Annotated in this window: 18 protein-coding genes; 7 read left to right on the top strand and 11 right to left on the bottom strand. The window is 63.4% G+C overall.

The window, feature by feature from the left end; all coding sequences use genetic code 11:
• Positions 1-36 precede the first annotated feature (36 nt).
• On the top strand, positions 37-930 hold the full coding sequence (locus tag AU465_RS05740) for a DMT family transporter (RefSeq protein WP_192244812.1): 894 nt from the start codon (positions 37-39) through the stop codon (positions 928-930).
• Between the two features lie 15 nt (positions 931-945).
• On the opposite strand, the gene AU465_RS05745 is transcribed toward AU465_RS05740, so the two are convergent.
• Genes AU465_RS05745 through AU465_RS05755 form a run of 3 tightly spaced genes read right to left on the bottom strand, consistent with a single transcriptional unit; the run spans position 946 to position 3,351 of the window.
• Positions 946-1,986, bottom strand: a complete 1,041-nt coding sequence (locus AU465_RS05745) for a zinc-dependent alcohol dehydrogenase family protein (protein WP_192244814.1) — start codon at positions 1,984-1,986, stop codon at positions 946-948.
• A gap of 12 nt (positions 1,987-1,998) precedes the next feature.
• Positions 1,999-2,649: a maleylacetoacetate isomerase gene (maiA, locus tag AU465_RS05750; RefSeq protein WP_192244816.1), complete on the bottom strand. Its 651-nt coding sequence runs from the start codon at positions 2,647-2,649 to the stop codon at positions 1,999-2,001.
• 3 nt (positions 2,650-2,652) lie between these two features.
• Entirely contained in the window at positions 2,653-3,351 is a 699-nt protein-coding gene (locus AU465_RS05755; protein ID WP_192244818.1) for a fumarylacetoacetate hydrolase family protein, read from the bottom strand.
• 226 nt (positions 3,352-3,577) lie between these two features.
• Here AU465_RS05755 and AU465_RS05760 point away from each other — a divergent pair, with 226 nt between their 5' ends.
• Positions 3,578-4,261, top strand: a complete 684-nt coding sequence (locus AU465_RS05760) for a response regulator (protein ID WP_192244820.1) — start codon at positions 3,578-3,580, stop codon at positions 4,259-4,261.
• A 137-nt stretch (positions 4,262-4,398) separates the two neighbouring features.
• On the opposite strand, the gene AU465_RS05765 is transcribed toward AU465_RS05760, so the two are convergent.
• The 4 genes from AU465_RS05765 to AU465_RS05780 all read right to left on the bottom strand — a co-directional run bounded on the left by AU465_RS05765 (position 4,399) and on the right by AU465_RS05780 (position 8,126).
• On the bottom strand, positions 4,399-4,710 hold the full coding sequence (locus AU465_RS05765; RefSeq protein WP_192244822.1) for a hypothetical protein: 312 nt from the start codon (positions 4,708-4,710) through the stop codon (positions 4,399-4,401).
• 30 nt (positions 4,711-4,740) lie between these two features.
• The gene (locus AU465_RS05770; RefSeq protein ID WP_192244823.1) at positions 4,741-5,235 is read right to left on the bottom strand and encodes a hypothetical protein; all 495 of its coding nucleotides are present in this window, start codon (positions 5,233-5,235) and stop codon (positions 4,741-4,743) included.
• A 356-nt stretch (positions 5,236-5,591) separates the two neighbouring features.
• Complete coding sequence (locus AU465_RS05775; protein ID WP_192244825.1) at positions 5,592-6,932, bottom strand: ATP-binding response regulator; 1,341 nt, start codon at positions 6,930-6,932, stop codon at positions 5,592-5,594.
• 6 nt (positions 6,933-6,938) lie between these two features.
• On the bottom strand, positions 6,939-8,126 hold the full coding sequence (locus AU465_RS05780) for an FIST signal transduction protein (RefSeq protein ID WP_192244849.1): 1,188 nt from the start codon (positions 8,124-8,126) through the stop codon (positions 6,939-6,941).
• A 259-nt stretch (positions 8,127-8,385) separates the two neighbouring features.
• On the opposite strand from AU465_RS05780, the gene AU465_RS05785 reads away from it, so the two are divergent.
• The 4 genes from AU465_RS05785 (at position 8,386) to AU465_RS05800 (ending at position 13,495) form a co-directional block, all read left to right on the top strand.
• A complete protein-coding gene (locus AU465_RS05785; protein ID WP_192244827.1) occupies positions 8,386-8,886 on the top strand; it encodes a (2Fe-2S)-binding protein in 501 nt (166 codons plus the stop codon).
• A gap of 115 nt (positions 8,887-9,001) precedes the next feature.
• The gene (locus tag AU465_RS05790; RefSeq protein ID WP_192244829.1) at positions 9,002-11,350 is read left to right on the top strand and encodes a xanthine dehydrogenase family protein molybdopterin-binding subunit; all 2,349 of its coding nucleotides are present in this window, start codon (positions 9,002-9,004) and stop codon (positions 11,348-11,350) included.
• A gap of 113 nt (positions 11,351-11,463) precedes the next feature.
• On the top strand, positions 11,464-12,261 hold the full coding sequence (locus AU465_RS05795; RefSeq protein WP_192244831.1) for an FAD binding domain-containing protein: 798 nt from the start codon (positions 11,464-11,466) through the stop codon (positions 12,259-12,261).
• Positions 12,262-12,472: 211 nt separating this feature from the next.
• Positions 12,473-13,495 (top strand): acyltransferase family protein, encoded by a 1,023-nt coding sequence (locus AU465_RS05800; protein WP_192244833.1) that lies wholly within the window; start codon positions 12,473-12,475, stop codon positions 13,493-13,495.
• A gap of 3 nt (positions 13,496-13,498) precedes the next feature.
• Here the strand turns inward: AU465_RS05800 and AU465_RS05805 are convergent, their stop codons facing one another.
• The 3 genes from AU465_RS05805 to AU465_RS05815 all read right to left on the bottom strand — a co-directional run bounded on the left by AU465_RS05805 (position 13,499) and on the right by AU465_RS05815 (position 15,397).
• Positions 13,499-13,990 (bottom strand): SRPBCC family protein, encoded by a 492-nt coding sequence (locus AU465_RS05805; RefSeq protein ID WP_192244835.1) that lies wholly within the window; start codon positions 13,988-13,990, stop codon positions 13,499-13,501.
• Between the two features lie 136 nt (positions 13,991-14,126).
• Positions 14,127-14,636 carry a GNAT family N-acetyltransferase gene (locus tag AU465_RS05810; RefSeq protein ID WP_246505892.1) on the bottom strand — a complete coding sequence of 170 codons (510 nt, stop codon included), beginning with the start codon at positions 14,634-14,636 and terminating at the stop codon, positions 14,127-14,129.
• A complete protein-coding gene (locus AU465_RS05815) occupies positions 14,636-15,397 on the bottom strand; it encodes a copper homeostasis protein CutC (protein ID WP_192244837.1) in 762 nt (253 codons plus the stop codon). Before AU465_RS05815 ends, AU465_RS05810 begins: the two co-directional genes overlap by 1 nt.
• Before the next feature lie 234 nt (positions 15,398-15,631).
• On the opposite strand from AU465_RS05815, the gene AU465_RS05820 reads away from it, so the two are divergent.
• Positions 15,632-16,087 carry a carboxymuconolactone decarboxylase family protein gene (locus AU465_RS05820; protein ID WP_192244839.1) on the top strand — a complete coding sequence of 152 codons (456 nt, stop codon included), beginning with the start codon at positions 15,632-15,634 and terminating at the stop codon, positions 16,085-16,087.
• 68 nt (positions 16,088-16,155) lie between these two features.
• On the opposite strand, the gene AU465_RS05825 is transcribed toward AU465_RS05820, so the two are convergent.
• A complete protein-coding gene (locus AU465_RS05825) occupies positions 16,156-16,587 on the bottom strand; it encodes a cupin domain-containing protein (RefSeq protein WP_192244841.1) in 432 nt (143 codons plus the stop codon).
• Positions 16,588-16,968: the final 381 nt, after the last annotated feature.

Consider the following 16,968-nt stretch of genomic DNA (forward strand, 5'->3'; position numbering starts at 1 on the left):
CGCCGCACCGGTACGAAAGCGCAAACGGAGCAGATGATGGACAAGAGTTTCAACGGCTGGCTGAACGGCTTCATAGGCGTACTGATCTTCAGCGGCTCGCTGCCGGCGACGCGCGTGGCAGTGGTGGATTTCGACCCGACCTTCCTGACCTCGGCCCGTGCGGCGATTGCCGGCCTGCTCGGCATTGCGATGCTGTTGTTGTTCCGCGAGAAGCGCCCGGAGCGAGGCGATCTGGTTTCGCTGGTGGTCGTTGCGCTGGGCGTCGTGGTCGGCTTTCCCTTGCTGACGGCGCTGGCGCTCAAGCACGTCACGGCGGCGCATTCCATCATCTTCGTCGGCCTGCTGCCGCTGGCAACCGCAATCTTCGGCGTGCTGCGAGGCGGCGACCGTCCTCGCCCGGCCTTCTGGCTGTTTTCATGCCTGGGCAGCGCGCTCGTTGCGGGTTTTGCTCTGACGCAAGGCGTGACTGCCTCACCGGTCGGCGATGGCTTGATGCTCGCCGCCATCATCGCCTGCGGGCTGGGCTATGCCGAGGGCGCCGCACTGTCGCGTAGGCTTGGCGGCTGGCAGGTGATCTGTTGGGCGCTGGCGCTGTCGCTGCCGGTCATGCTGGCGCTGACCTTCGTCACGCTGCCGCCGTCCTTCGCCGGCGTCGGCTCCGGCGCATGGATGGGGCTGGCCTATGTCTCGCTGTTCAGCATGCTGATCGGCTTCGTGTTTTGGTATCGCGGCCTGGCACAAGGCGGCATCGCCGCCGTCGGGCAGTTGCAGCTTCTCCAGCCCTTCTTCGGCCTGGCGCTGGCGGCGACACTGCTCCATGAGCAGGTCAGCCCGCTGATGGTGGTCGTCACGCTCGGCGTGGTGATGTGCGTGTTCGGGGCGAAGAAGTTTGCAAAGCCCGGTCCGACACTGCGCGCAGCCGAGCAATGACAGCGTTGTTCCTTACTAAAACTTCGTCACCACGCCGATGCCGATGCCCTCGAAACCGCCCATCGCCATCAGCGCGGCGGGCGCCTCCTCAAGGCTGATCTTCTTGCCGACCAACAGCTCGGGCTTCAGCTTGCCAGTGCGGATCATCTCCATCATCGCGGAATAGCGGTAGGCCTGCATGCCGTGGCTGCCGAGGATTTCGAGCTCGAAGGCGATCACCTTGTCCATCGGCACCTGCGGGCGGGCATGCTCGCCCAGCATCAGCCCGACCTGAACATGGCGGCCGCGCCGGCGCAGATTGGCGATCGAGTTGAACGAGGTGGTCGGGTGGCCGAGCGCATCCATCGACATATGCGCGCCGCCATTGGTGATCTGCTTGACCGCCTTGACCACGTTGGGCGTCGTCGCGGCGTTGATCGTCGCCACCGCGCCGATCTTTTTCGCGAACTCCAACTTCTCATCTGTCAAATCGATGGCAATGACATTGGCGCCCATGGCGCTGGCGATCATGATCGCCGAGAGCCCAACGCCGCCGCAGCCATGCACCGCCACCCATTCGCCGGGCGTCACCCGGCCCTGGTCGACGATGGCGCGGAACGAGGTGACGAAACGGCAGCCGAGGCTGGCGGCGGTGGCGAATTCCATCTCGTCCGGCAGGCGCACGAGATTGGTATCGGCATGTTCGATGCCGACATATTCGGCGAACGAGCCCCAGCCGGTGAAACCCGGCTGCGTCTGGTGCTCGCAAACCTGGTGATTGCCGGAGTTGCATTCGAAGCAGCGGCCGCAGCCGACCGCGAACGGCACCGTGACGCGGTCACCCGCCTTCCAGCGGCTCACCTGCTTGCCGGCGGCGACGACGACGCCCGCCAGTTCATGGCCTGGCACATGCGGCAAGGTGATGCCGTCATCATGGCCCATCCAGCCATGCCAGTCGCTGCGGCACAGCCCCGTCGCCTCGACCTTGATGACGACGCCGTCGGCCGCGGGCTTCGGGTCGGGAACGGTCTGGATGGTCGGCGCCTCGCCGAATTTTTCGAAGACGACAGCTTTCATGGGAGGTCCTTGTTATTCGGCATCGATCTGGTTCTGGGGAGCCGCTTTCTGGAACGCCGGCAGCGCCATGCAGGCGGCGTGGATGCGCGAGATCACCGGGTAGGGCGCCATGTCGACACCGAAACGGGCGTTGTTGGTGACCTGAGCGGCAAGGCAGATGTCGGCCAGTCCGGGCTGGCCGCCATGGCAGAAGGTGCCGGTCTCAGGCGACGAGGACAGAATCTTTTCAAGCGGCTGGAACCCTTCGTTCACCCAGTGCCGGAACCAGTTGACGACATGCTCGTCGCCGGCGCCGAACAAAGTGCGCAGCGAGGTGAGCACGCGCAGATTGTTCACCGGATGGATGTCGCAGGCGATCATCTGCGCCAGCATCCTGACGCGGGCACGGCCCAGCGCATCCTTCGGCAGCAGCGGCGGCTCGGGCGCGATCTCGTCGAGATATTCGATGATCGCCAGCGATTGCGTCAAAAGCGTGCCGTCGTCGAGCACCAGCGCCGGCACCAGGCCTTGCGGGTTGACCGCGAGATAGGCGGGCTCGAGATGCTCGCCATGGCGCAGATGATGCGGCACGTAGGTATAGCTCAGCCCCTTCATCTCCAGCGCGATCCGCACCCGATAAGAGGTGGAGGAGCGATAGTAGTTGTGGAGGACGAGGTCGCTCATCGCTTACGATCTCGGCTGTCTGATCGTGATTTCAATGGTGCCGACAACATCGACGCCGCCGGTGATTCTGTCGCCGGCCTGAACCGCGCCGACGCCGGCCGGCGTGCCGGTGAAGATCAGGTCGCCTGGCTGAAGCTCAACGGCCTCGCTGCAGATCGCAACGACATCGGCAACCGGCCAGATCAGCTCGGCAAGGTCGCCATCCTGTCTGACTTCGCCATTGACCGCGAGCCAGATACGGCCTTTTTCGGGATGACCTGACTTCGCGACCGGGAGCAGCGGGCCGCAAGGCGCGGACTGGTCGAACGCCTTTGACCAGTCCCACGGGCGGGCTGCTTTCTTGGCCTGGTCCTGCAGGTCGCGGCGCGTCAAGTCGATGCCGACGCCGTAGCCCCAGACATGGGCGAGCGCCTTTTCGCGGGGGATGCGGAAGCCGGCCTTGCCGATCGCCACGATCAGCTCGATTTCGTGGTGGAGATTTGAGGTCAAAGGCGGGTAGGGGATCTCGGCGCCGCTGTCGACCACGGCGTCGGCCGGCTTGGTGAAGAAGAAGGGCGGGTCGCGCTCGTCATTGCCGAGCTCGCGAGCGTGTGCCGCGTAATTGCGGCCGACGCAGAAGATGCGGCGCACGGCAAACCGCTCCGCCGAGCCGGCGACGGCAACCGAAGCGATCGCTGGCGGCGGAAGGACGAAGTCTGTCATGGGCTTTCTCTGCGTTGGCATGAATCTGCCCGCACATTCGGCCGATTTCGCCAGCCGGGCAAGGCATTAGGTCCCGCGAAACCATTGACCCTGTCGTTTTGCCGACAAGGCGACTTTCGACGATGTACTATTTGGCAATAATCTGGCCATGGTCACCGGACTATCCTGTGCCCTGAAAAAACCGAACCGATGTCCGAACCTATAAACCGATGTCCGAACCGATAAAATGACCGTCATCAGCGATCGCGCCCGCTTCCTGATCATCGACGACCACCCGCTGTTTCGCGAGGCGCTGCATAGCGCGGTGCAGATGGCCTACCCGGATGTCGACACGGTCGAGGCGCGCTCGATCGCGGAGGCGATCGATCTCCTCGCCGACGCAAAGCCGTTCGATCTCGCGCTGCTCGATCTGAGCATGCCTGACGTGCATGGCTTCGAGGGACTGCTGCAGCTCAGGACCCGTTATCCGCGCCTGCCGGTGGTGATCGTGTCGGGTTACGAGGAGCCGAAGATCATTTCCGAGGCGCTGTCTTACGGCGCCGCCGGCTTCATCCCGAAGTCGGCGAGGAAAAGCGATCTCGCCGCCGCCATCCGCTCGGTGATGGACGGCGCGGTCTACGTGCCGGAAAACTACGAAGGCCAGCCGCCGGACCCCGACAGCACCGACCGCGCCGACATGGTGCAGCGGCTGGCCAGGCTGACGCCGCAGCAGCTGAGGGTTTTGCAGATGCTGCGCCAGGGCATGCTCAACAAGCAGATCGCTTACGAGCTGCAGGTCGGCGAGACCACGGTGAAGGCGCATGTCTCGGAGATCCTGCGCAAGCTCAACGTCTACAGCCGCACGCAAGCGGTGATCGAGGTGTCGAAGCTGGACAATGCGGAGCTGTTTCGCGATCAGGCGGGGTTTTGAGGGCAGCCCTCGGTTACTCATGGCACCACGTCGGCGCGCATCAGCGTCACCCTCCTTATCCGATCTGCATGAGGCTGATCTTCGATGTGTATTGAATGATCCACCTCGTCAAATCGGTCCCAAGGGCCGTACTCGCCCTAAATGGGGTCAGTCCGTGCGGCGCCGCTTTTTGAAGGCACGCCAAAACGGCTCAGCACGTCGTTGCGACTGGATGAAAAGGGAATGTCCCAGAGACCTCGATCCAGATTGTCAGCCTCTATGAATATGCAGTCTATTTTGTCGTGGACATCGGAGGTGATTGAAAAATTATTGGGCGCAGATACGTAGTTAATGCGGATTTCGGGCGGGTCATCATCGACTGTCTTTTTGAATTTCCACGACTCAAACGGCGGTGACGTCAAAAGCGCCGACGCCGGCTTTCCCAGGTAGCTAAGAATATCGTTGGTCATTCCTGTAACATACTCCCATCGTTCGATCCGTTATCTGCGAAAATCCAGTCGTCCGGCCGGCCAGCGGCCGTCGATCCGCTCGTCGTTCACGATCAAACCGATCCAGGGCCGCGTGACTGAGGGATCGCTCAGATTGATGTATTTTCCCACCATCCTGCTGCCTTCGCGCCGCGCTTCGATGAGGCCGTGGCGGGCGGCGTTGTCCCAATTGAAATGCAGATAGACCCGCTCGCCGACGGTTCTCACTTCGGCTTGCCCCTGTTTCCATTTGTCCTTCGCATCGCCGGCGATCGTGGGGTCGGCACCGCCATTCCAGCGGCTGGCCCAGTTGCCTTCGATTGAATCGTTCTGACCACCGGTTGCGCTCCAGGCCTTGGCATTCTCGTCATCGGCGGATCCGGACAGTGTTGCGCCGGCGGCAAAGTCCATCACCTCCTGATCTCCAGGGTTCGGGACGTCCATGACGTCAAACGGGTTGCGTACGCCTGGCTGGATTGCTTCGCTTTTCTGATGTTCCGGGCTCATGGCAAATCCTTCCCGCCTGCGATATGCAGGCCAAGAGGTCAGGTTCGCAGATCGGGTCGAACCCCGCCACCCGTTTCCGGCATTGCGCTATCAAGCCAGCGGATGCGCGCCACGCTCAGCGGCCTGCATATCAAATGCGTTGAGAGGACATCTTAAAAGTGCACTGTCACCTTAATTCGAGTGTCGAAGCTGGAGAATGCTGAGTTCGGGATCAGGCGGGGTTTTGAGGCTTTCTTACCCTCCCCCTTGTGGGGAGCGTCGATCCGCGAAGCGGAGCGGGGTGGGGGTGCCTTGGCTATGTCCACCCCACCCCGGCGCTGCGCGCCGACCCTCCCCATCGAGGGGAGGGTGTGGAGCTAAGCCAGCAGATGCGCCAGCAGCGCGCGCAGCTGCGCCGGCTTCAGCGGCTTGCGCATGAGCTCGATGCCGGCGGCGCGGGCGGCTTTGGCGACGAGCTCGGAGCCGTCTGCCGTGACGATCAGCGCCGGCACCGGGCGGCCGAGATAGTCCCGCACTTCTGTTATTGTTGTGGTGCCGAGATCGCCGCCGTCGAGATGCTGGTCGGCGATGATGATGTCGGGCACCCAGGCGGTGTCGCCGAGCAGGTCGAGCGCGTCGTCGGTCGAAGTCGCGGCGCGCACCAGGCATTGCCAGCGCTCGAGCAGCGAGGTCATGGCGCTCAGCACGTCGGCGTCGTTCTCGACCAAGAGCACCTTGGTGCCGAAAAGGCCGTAGCCGCGCGGCCGCTCCATGTCGGCGGCGCCTGCGGCCGGCTCGACCGCGGCGCTCATGCCGACCGGCACGTCGATGTGGAAGATCGTGCCGCGCCCGACCTTCGAGGAGAAGGTGATGGGGTGGCCGAGTGCCGCCGCCATGCGGCGCACGATCGCCAGGCCTAGGCCCAGTCCGCCGGCCAGCCCTCTGTCGGCAAGAGCCGAGATGCCGCGATGGAACTCCTCGAAGACCGCCTCACGCTGGTCGTCGGGGATGCCGCAGCCGGTGTCGGCGACGTCGATGCGGATGGTGTCGCCGCGATGCCTGGTGCCGACCAGCACGCCGCCGGAGCGGGTGTAGCGCAGCGCGTTGGACAGGATGTTCTGCAGGATGCGGCGCAGCAGGGTGCGGTCGGAGCGCACGACGACATTGACCGGCCGGAATTTCAGCGACAGGCCCTTCTTCTGCGCCTCGGGCAGGAAATCCGAGCGCAGCGAGGAAAACAGCGTCTCCAGGCTCACATCGCTGATTTCCGGCTGCACCACGCCGGCGTCGAGCTTGGAGATGTCGAGCAGCGTGCGCAGCAGATCTTCCATCGTCTCCAGCGAGCGTTCGACCTGCCGCACCAGCTTCTTGCCTTCCTCGCTGGTCTGCACTTCGGCGAGCGCCGAGACCGACAGATGTGCGGCGTTGAGCGGCTGCAGGACGTCGTGGCTGGCCGCGGCGAGGAACCTGGTCTTGGAAAGATTCGCCAGCTCGGCGTTTTCCTTTGCCGCGCTGAGCTCGATGTTCGACCGCTCGAGCCGGCGTAGCGTCGTATGCAACTCCTCGGTGCGGGTGCGCACCTGGTTCTCCAGCGAGATCGCAGTCTGGAACAAAGAGAAGGCGTTGACCTGCTGGTCCATCGAGCGTTCGACGCGGCTGACGAGAGCGGCGTTGATCTTCTTCAGCTTCTCGAGGTCGTCGATATCACGAAGCGGCATGGCAGTTCACTCGGCCGCCCGACGCTCACCGAAGGCGATACCGGTGAAGGTCTGGTTGAGATGCATCGAGCGGTACTGCTCGCCATAGGTGCCGAAACCGATGACGTTGTTGGTCCGGTAGAGCTTGGAAATATCGCGGAAGACCTGGCGGTTGCGTGCATCGAGCCGGCGCAGCACGCAGTCGAAGCCGAGCACCATGTCGATACCGCCGAGCTTGCGCTCGACATCCTGCAACGCGGCGCGCGTAGCCTCGACCATGTTCTTGGGCTGAGCGATGGACAGAACGACGCCGTCGTCGATGGCGCAGAAGAAGGACAGCGAGCCGTCGGCATGCATGCGCTGGATCGAGCGGCAGTAATATTCGCCGCCAACCTTCACCACGACAGGGTGGGACGCGAAGCTCAGCGGTGTCAGCGCCTGCGGCACCATACCGACGGAGGCGGCGTATTCCTCCGCGGCGTTGGTGGCGTTGAATTCGCGCACGATTCGATGATCGGGATCGGACGCCGTCACCACCAGCTTCTCGTCGGTGGGAATGAAATTATCGGTCTTGAAGACATGGAAGGGGACGTCGGTCGCGACCAGCACGACGATGGCGCTGTCGGAAGCGACCTTGCCGTTCGAGATCAGCGTTGTCGTTTCGAATTTCAGGTCGTCGCCCGCCGAGCCGCCAATCAGCGGAATGTCGTCCAGTCCCCAGTGGATGGCAGAGGTGACCGCTTCCTCGGCATAGGACAGCCCATCGATGAAGCAGAGCGCGAACACGCTTTTCGCTCGCTCCTGGCCGGTGCGGCCGCGCAGCAGGCGTCTCAGCGAGGCGACTTCGCCGGTGATCCTGTCCATACCGGACGAGGAGAGATTTTCGACCATGGTGCTGACGGCCGAAAATGATGCCGACGGCAGAAGCAGGGCAAGGATATGGCCTTCCTCCAGCCCTTGCGGCGTGATCTCGCCGGCGGTCGAGCAGCCGGCATAGGCAAGCGAAGGCGCATGCAGTTTCAGCGCTTGCGCCAGCGCATGCGCGTCGATGAGGCTCTGGGAGAAGAAGAGCAGCGCGAAGTCGGCGTAGACGGCCGCGGCTTCGGCCGCGATTGCCCGGGCAAAGGCGTTTGGATCGGGCTCATCCGTGGTGAGCGCCGAGAGGCCGCATGCGTAGCGCGTGCTGGAACTGGCCAGTTTGCCTTCTCCTGCAATTCCTCCAACGCTGTTTTTGTGCGTGTCTTTTTGTGCGTTTTCGGCACGCGTGCGTCGGGGGCATCTTTGCCTTCAATCCCGGTTTTGGCAATGGGCCGATTGCTTGCGCCACACAGCGCTTTTGCCCTAACCGAAAGTACAATGCGAGCGGCGCTGGCAGGGTTGTTTTGCCCGTTGTACGGTGTGCCGATAACGCACTGCCGAAGCGTCAGCACGGCATCGGCAACGCGACGACCAAGGTGATACCCAGGGAGGAAGCATGTCGGACGTGTCGTTGACGGTAAATGGAAGGCGGGTCAGCGGGACCGCCGAGGACCGAACGCTGCTGGTGCATTTCCTGAGGGAACATCTCGGTCTCACGGGAACGCATGTCGGCTGCGACACCTCGCAATGCGGCGCCTGCGTCGTGCATGTCGACGGCAGGGCGGTGAAATCCTGCACGATGCTCGCTGTCCAGGCCTCGGGGTCGACGATCGTCACCATCGAAGGACTTGCGAATGGCGGCGACCTGCATCCGGTGCAGGCGGCCTTCAAGGAGCATCACGGCCTGCAATGCGGCTTCTGCACGCCAGGCATGATCATGGCGGCGACCGACATGATCGCCCGCTACCCGGAAGGTCTCGACGAGGCCACCGTGCGCGCCGAGCTCGACGGCAACATCTGCCGCTGCACCGGCTACCACAACATCGTCAAGGCCATCCTTGCCGCGTCGCAAGCGATGGCGAAGGGCGCCAAGGGCAAGGCCAGGCAAGCGGCTTAGGGTGAATAGTGAATGGTGAATAGTGGGTAGGCTGGCCGCGGCTCCTTCTCCATTTTCGACCATTCACCAATTCACCATTCACTATTCACACCGAATTCCGGGAGGAAATTCCGCAATGGGTATCGAAGGTGTCGGCGCTCGCGTGGCGCGCAAGGAAGACAAGAGGTTCATCACCGGCGGCGGCCGCTATGTCGACGACATGGTGGTTCCCGGCATGAAGCATGCCGTGTTCGTGCGCAGCCCGCACGCGCATGCGCAGATTAAGAAGATCGACGTCAGACAAGCACAAGCGATGCCCGGCGTCGTCGGCGTTCTGACCGGCAAGGAGCTCAAGGCCGATGGTATAGGCAACCTGATCTGCGGCTGGATGATCCATTCCAAGGACGGCACGCCGATGAAGATGGGCGCCTGGTCGCCGCTCGCGGTGGACAAGGTGCGCTATGTCGGCGACGCCGTCGTCATCGTCATCGCCGACACCAAAGGTCAGGCGCGAGACGCCGCGGAAGCGGTCGAAATCACCTACAAGGAGCTGAAGGCGGTGGTCGAGGCGACCAAGGCGCTCGAAAAGGGCGCGCCGCAGGTCCATGCCGAGGCCGAGAACAATCTGATCTTCGACTGGGAACTCGGCGACGGCAAGGCAACCGACGCCGCGATCAAGTCGGCGGCCCATGTCACGCGCATGAAGATCGTCAACAACCGGCTGGTGCCGAACGCGATGGAGCCGCGCGCGGCGCTCGGCCATTACGACAAGGCCGAGGACCACTATACCTGCTGGACGACGTCGCAGAACCCGCATGTCGCCCGGCTGGTGCTCAGCGCCTTCTACAATGTCGCGCCGGAAAACAAGCTGAGGGTCATCGCACCCGATGTAGGCGGCGGCTTCGGCTCCAAGATCTACATTTATCCGGAAGAGATCGTCTGCCTGTGGGCGTCGAAGAAGACCGGTGTTCCCGTCAAATGGGTCGCCGATCGCACCGAGAGCTTCCTTGCCGACGCGCATGGCCGCGACCATGTCTCGACGGTGGAAATGGCCTTCGACAAGGACAACCGGATTACCGGCCTCAAGGTCGACACCATTGCCAATCTCGGCGCCTATATGTCGCTGTTCTCGTCCTGCGTGCCGACCTATCTCTACGCCACGCTTCTGTCGGGCCAGTACGATATCCCGGCGATCCACGCCAATGTGCGCACGGTCTACACCAACACCGCGCCCGTCGATGCCTATCGCGGGGCAGGGCGGCCGGAGGCCACCTACGTCCTCGAGCGCATGATGGAGACCGCCGCACGCGAGCTTGGCGTTTCGCCGGCAGAGCTTAGACGCAAGAACTTCATCGCGTCGTTCCCGCACCAGACGCCGGTGATCATGAACTATGACGCTGGCGACTATGCCGCCTCGCTCGACGCGGCGATGAAGGCGGCCGACTATGCGGGCTTCGCTAAGCGCAAGGCAGACGCCGCCAAGCGAGGCAAGCTGCGCGGCATCGGCATGAGCTGCTACATCGAGGCTTGCGGCCTCGCGCCGTCGGCGGCGGTCGGTTCGCTTGGCGCCGGCGTCGGTCTCTGGGAATCGGCGGAAGTGCGCGTCAACGCGGTCGGCACGATCGAGGTGCTGACCGGCTCGCACAGCCACGGGCAAGGTCATGAGACGACCTTCGCGCAGCTGGTCACCCAGCGCTTCGGCGTGCCGCTCGATTCGGTCTCGATCGTCCATGGCGATACCGACAAGGTGCAGATGAGCATGGGCACTTACGGGTCGCGCTCGGGCGCCGTCGGCATGTCGGCCGTCGCCAAGGCGCTCGACAAGGTCGAAGCCAAGGCCAAGAAGATCGCGGCGCATCTGCTCGAAGCGGATGAAGGCGACATCGTTATCGAGAATGGCGAGGTCAAGGTCGCCGGCACCGACAAGAGCCTGCCATGGTTCCAGGTGGCGCTTGCCTCCTACACCGCCCACAACCTGCCCGCCGGCATGGAGCCGGGCCTGAAGGAAACGGCCTTCTACGACCCGTCCAACTTCACCTTCCCCGCCGGCTGCTACATCTGCGAGGTCGAGATCGATCCTGAGACCGGCCTAACGGAAATCATCCAGTTCGTCGCGGCGGACGACTTCGGCAATATCATCAACCCGATGATCGTCGAGGGGCAGGTCCACGGCGGCATCGCGCAAGGCGTCGGCCAGGCGCTGCTCGAAGGCGCCCACTACGACGCCAGCGGCCAGCTGCTGACGGCAAGCTACATGGACTACACCATGCCGCGCGCAGCCGACCTGCCGCTGTTCAAGGTCTCGACCTCGAACACGCCGTGCCCCGGCAATCCGCTCGGGGTGAAAGGCTGCGGCGAGGCCGGCGCGATCGGCTCGCCGCCGGCGGTGATCAACGCCATCACCGATGCGCTCGGCGTCGTCGACATCGCCATGCCGGCATCGCCGTCGACCGTGTGGTCGGCGATCCACGCCAAGAAGCACTGAAACAGGAGTGAATGGTGAATTGTGAATGGTGAATGGAAGATGTGCCGCGATGCCGTGACAGCCTGACCATTCACGATTTCACCATTTCACCATTCACTTTAGGGGAGGATCCCATGTATGCAGTCAACTACCATCGCGCCGCCTCGGTCTCCGACGCCGCCAAGCTCTTGAAGAATGGCGATGCCAAGCTGCTCTCCGGCGGCATGACGCTGATTCCCGCAATGAAGACGCGGCTCGCGGCACCTTCAGACCTGGTCGACGTGTCGCGGCTGAAGGAATTGCACGGTATCAAGGTGTCCGGCAAGACGGTCACCATAGGTGCAGCGACTACGCATTACGACGTCTCAAGCGACGAGAAGCTGAAGAAGGCCTGCCCGGCGCTTGCGCATATGGCCTCCCTGATCGGCGACCCGGCGGTGCGCTACAAGGGCACGATCGGCGGCTCGATCGCCAACAACGATCCGGCGGCCGACTATCCGGCGGCACTGCTGGCGCTGGGAGCGACGATCATCACCAACAAACGCGAGATCGCCGCCGATAAGTTCTTCAAGGGGCTGTTCGAGACGGCGCTGAAGGACGGCGAGATCATCACGGCGGTGACGTTCACCGCGCCTGCCAAGGCGGCCTACCAAAAGTTCCGCAACCCGGCCTCGCGCTACGCGATCGTGGGAGTGTTCGTGACCAAGGGCAAGGATGGGGTGAGGGCAGCGGTGACTGGCGCCGGCGACGACGGCGTTTTCCGCTCCAAGGAAATCGAGTCGGCGCTGGCGAAGAATTTCGACGCCTCGGCGCTGGATGGGCTCAAAGTGTCGGCAAAGGGCCTGATGAGCGATATCCATGCCTCTGCGGACTATCGCGCCAATCTGATCACGGTGATGGCGAAGCGCGCGGTGGCCGCGGCCAACGCCTGAACGCTGCTGGTTCGGGGAGAAAACGGGGGGCTGTCGCGCCCCTTTTTCTTTTGCAGTCGCAACGGCTTGGCCGGCAAGTCTCGCCAAAATCGAAGCTTCGCACTTGCACAAAGTTATCCCGCACTGCAAAATAAACTGGGCGGAATACGAGGCGGGGTCCGAAGCGCGTGGCGGTTGCCGCGTTCGGGCCTCGAGTTGCGAAGGGACGGGCATGACCGACATCTCCGCGACGGCCGGTGTCCTGCCACGGGCCACAGCCGACAAAGCGGCACGGACAAGGCTGGCCTATCTCGACGGCTGGCGCGGCCTGTCGATCGCGCTGGTGCTGATCGGCCACTTCTTTCCGGTTCCCGGCATCAATCTGGGCGTGCTCGGCGTCGAGTTCTTCTTCGTGCTCAGCGGGCGGCTGATGGGCGAGATCCTGTTCATCGAACGCTTTCCACTGAAGAAATTCTTCAAGCGCCGCTTCTCGCGCATCTATCCGGCACTGCTGGTGTTCGTGATTGCCGCCATGATCGGGCTTTCCGGCACCTTCATCGCCTTCAAATGGAAAGCGGCGCTTACCGCGCTGACATTCACCTACAACTATGCCGGCATTCTCATCAATCGCGCGGGCGCGCTCGACCATATCTGGTCGCTCGCCATCGAGGAGCATTCTTATGTCATCCTGGCGCTGATCAGCGTGGTGGTGTCAGGGCGCGCGAATGTCGTGCGGCTGCTTTTGGCACTTTCCGTGCTGGCGATGGCCAACGGCGCCATCTCCTACTGGGTTCTCGGCATGGACTACGAGACCAGCTATTGGCGCACCGATGTGCATATCGCCTCGATCCTGCTTTCGGCCGCGATCTGCCTGCTCAAGGCCGATGGACGGCTGCCGGCATTCCTCAGGAATCGACACGTGGCGCTGGCGGCGGCCGTAGGTGCGGTCTTGCTGTTCCTCGATCCGGTGCCGACGCCCATGCATTATCTGCTGGGCGTGCCGCTGCTGGCGCTCGCCGTCAACACGCTCGATTTCGCCGGCGGCTATCTGACCGGATTGCTGTCGTCGCGGCCGATGGTGATGCTGGGGCTGTGGTCCTATTCGCTCTATCTCTGGCAGCAGCCCTTCTACAAATTCGTCTACGATCGGGACGTCACGCCGATCCCGATGCTGGCCGCGGTCTTCGCCTGCGCGCTGGCGAGCTACTACATCGTCGAAAAACCGGCCCGCGGCTGGCTCAACCGCAACTGGTAAGGTTCAGTCAGGCGCCTTGCTGTTCTTCCGCGCGGCGAGATAGCGACGAAGCCCGGCTTCACCGCGCGGCGTCGTCCAGCGATGGTTCCAGGCAAAGGCCGGCCTGAGCAGGGGCGCCAGGAGCTCGAGGATCGGCCTCTCCACGATGACCTGCCAGGTGAGCTTCACATGCGTGCCGGTTCCTGACGGCGACAGTTCGGCCCGCCATAGTCCATCGAAATCGCCGAAGGTCTTCACCACCACCAGACGGCCTGGATCGAGCTCGGCGGCCTCGATGATGAAGTTCAGCTCGTAGGGCAGGGCGCCTCGCGCCCTGGCTCGCGCCCGCGAGCCGACGACGCCCTTGCCTTTCCTGTCGAGCGGCTCGACTTCCTTGTAGGCGTCGCCCCACCAGAGCGGCAGCAATTCGGCGTCGGACAGAACGTCCCACACTTCCTGCGGCGTCCCTTCCGGTATGTCCCAGCTCTCGTCGAAGCGGAAGACGTTGCTTGGCATGATGTCGCGCCCCCCCCAAGCCGGCGGAGCATTTACATTAGCTGCAGCTTGTTTTCGTGACCAGTGGCGGGCGCCGCAAGAACCTTGTTTTGCGCATGGTACCATTCCGAAAGCCTCTAGCTTTCGGGGCCATGCGCTAGCCAATCGGCTTGGCGTAGTAGCGCACTGACTTCTTGCCGCCATGGATCACGGCATCGCCGACCTCGGCGAAGCCGAGCGCGGCGTGGAAGGCATCCGAGGCAGGGTTCGGCGGATCGGCGTTGACCTCGCAGGTGACGATCGTGTGGCCAGTGCGCCGGAGATGGTCGAACAGATCCTCGTAGAGGCGGCGGGCATGGCCGCGGCCGCGCGCCTTGGCCGCGACCACCACCCGGTCGACATAGACGAAGCGCGGATAACGCTTGCGGAACCAGAGAAAATTGGGGCTGTCGTAGCGGGCGTCCTGATCGAAGCACATGATGAAGGCTTCGAGCGCGCCGATGCGGCGCGTGTAGAAAGCCTGCCCGATTAGGAACGACAACCGCTCCGGCTCCAGCCAGGACAGTTCGGCGGCATGCTCGTTGTTGAGAACGAGGATCGCGGCCTCGTCGGCGGGCGAAACGCGTTCGATCGGCAGCCGATCCTTCGACATACTCGGTTCCGGCATCAGGCCCTCGCGGCTGCGATCGTTGCCGCAACCAGGGTCTCGTCGGTCACCGTGTTGCGGTATTCGCGGTCGAGATCGGCGCCGCCCATGCCGACATGCGGGTTGCGGTAGCGCATGGCGCTCGGCACGTCGGCGAGTGCGGCGAAATGCATCTCGCTCAGCCCGGTTCGCCTCAGGACTTCGCCTATGTTGTCGGGCGCCAGTCCGCCGCAACCGAGGATGATGATGCGTTCGCCCGCCTGGCGAACGAGTTGCGCAAGCAGGTCGGCGCCTTCCAGCGCCGTATCGCGCTGGCCGCTGGTCAGCACGCGGCCAACCTTCCAGCGGATCAGCGCTTCGAGCGCCTCGGCCGGGTCGCGCGTCATGTCGAAAGCGCGGTGGCAGGTGACATTGAGAGTGCCGGCGGCGCGCACCAGTTCGCCCATGCGCGCCTCGTCGATGGCGCCGTCGGCGGTCAGGCAGCCGACGACGACGCCGGCCACGCCGAGATCGCGCAGCGCGCCGACATCGGCGAGCATCGATTGGTATTCCGCCTCGCTATAGAGAAAATCGCCGCCGCGCGGACGCACGATGACATGGAATGGGATGGTCGCGCGTTCGAGCGCGGCGCGCACCGTGCCAAGGCTCGGCGTGATGCCGCCTTCGACGAGGCTGGCGCAAAGCTCGACCCGATCGGCGCCTGCGGCTTGTGCGGCAAGCAGCCCGTCAATGCCTTCGACGCAGATTTCGATCAGGGGTCTTTTAGCGTCGGTCACCGGCATCCATCCATATTGAAGAGCAGGCGCAGCCCTAGCATCGGGGCGATTGCGGCGAAAGCCGCATCGATCGGTCCAGCAAACGATGCGATCGCTTTCCGTTTCCGGATTTGTCCGATGTCGGTTGACAATCCATAACTGCAAGGTTATGGATTAATTCATAGCCAGATAGTTATTGATCGATCTGCCGATGGCGGACTGATGCACGGCGTCGGCTGCGAGAACCAAAGGAGACAGACCATGGAAGCCAGATTGAAGAACCCGGTGATGCTCATTCCAGGCGCTCTGCAGGCGCTGCTGGCGCTGGACAAGTCGACCGAAGCCGCGGAGGTGCCTTATGTGACGCGCAAGCTCATCCACCTGCGCGCCAGCCAGATCAACGCCTGCAGCGTCTGCGTCGACATGCACGCGCGCGAGCTGAAGAAGGCGGGCGAGAAGGACGAGCGCATCTTCGCGGTATCCGCCTGGCGGGAAACGCCTTACTTCACCAGTGCCGAACGGGCCGCGCTTGCGCTGACGGAAGCCGCGACGCGACTGGCCGACCGCTCCGACGCGGTGCCCGACGACGTCTGGGACGAAGCCGCTCGCCACTATGACGACAAGGCGCTTGCCGCGCTGGTGATCCAGATCGCGCTGATCAATGCCTTCAACCGCCTGAACGCGCCGACCCGGCAGCCGGTGGGCGCCTGGGGCTGAGGGCAGATGATTTAGGCGTCCGCCTTTGGGGCGGGCGCCTTGCTGACGAAGCAGCCTTGCTCGTCAGATTACTGCTTCAAGATCGTGTTCTTGGCGCCCTGCTCGACCTGGTCGATCACCAGGAGCTTCACCGCATCGGTGCCGATGTTGGTGGCCTGGTGCCATTGCCCGATCATCTCGACGATGAAATCGCCGGTCTTGTAGGTGTTGCTGTTGCCGGTCTCGACATTGGTTACCTTGAGCGTGCCGGCCTCGACATAGGCATAGCGCGGGAAGGGGTGCTTGTGCACCGGCAGCGTCGCGCCAGGCGCGATCTGATAGGCCGAGACCTGAACCTCGACATTCTTCTGCGGCAGCGTGATCGGCTGGCCGGAAGCCGTCGTCGTCTTCGATGCCAGCGGCGTCACGACGACCGGAGTGCCGGAACTGTCCAGAGCGTTGGCGGTGGTCGAAGAAAGCGCTGCCGCCAGCAGCAGCGCCGATGCCAAGATATTGCGCATGAGTCCTCCCCGGAAATTGCGCGACCATCGCCCGGTATGCATTCGCGCGCAAGTGCAACGGCGGTGTCTTTAGAGACGTGAGCCGTCCGAACGGCACCGGCCGTGGGAAATCGCTCTTCTACCTGTAGCTAGTCAAACCCGGATCGAGGTCCTGCTATAATCCCGAATGGCCGTCCGAATACTGGTTTTCCTGGCGCTTCTTTTCGCCTTCGCCTACGGATTCGCAAAACTCGTGGAACACTATGGCGGCGTTGGCGATAGGCCCCCTTCGTGTGAGCAATTGTCTGATTGCCCCGACCCGAACGCGCCGCCTCCAGAGCCTAGGACGGGCTAGTGGATGGAATCTAACACTTGGTGCCCACGTTTGACGGCGGCAATGAT

Origin of the sequence: Mesorhizobium silamurunense (assembly GCF_014843905.1) — a bacterium.
Lineage (GTDB): Bacteria > Pseudomonadota > Alphaproteobacteria > Rhizobiales > Rhizobiaceae > Mesorhizobium > Mesorhizobium silamurunense.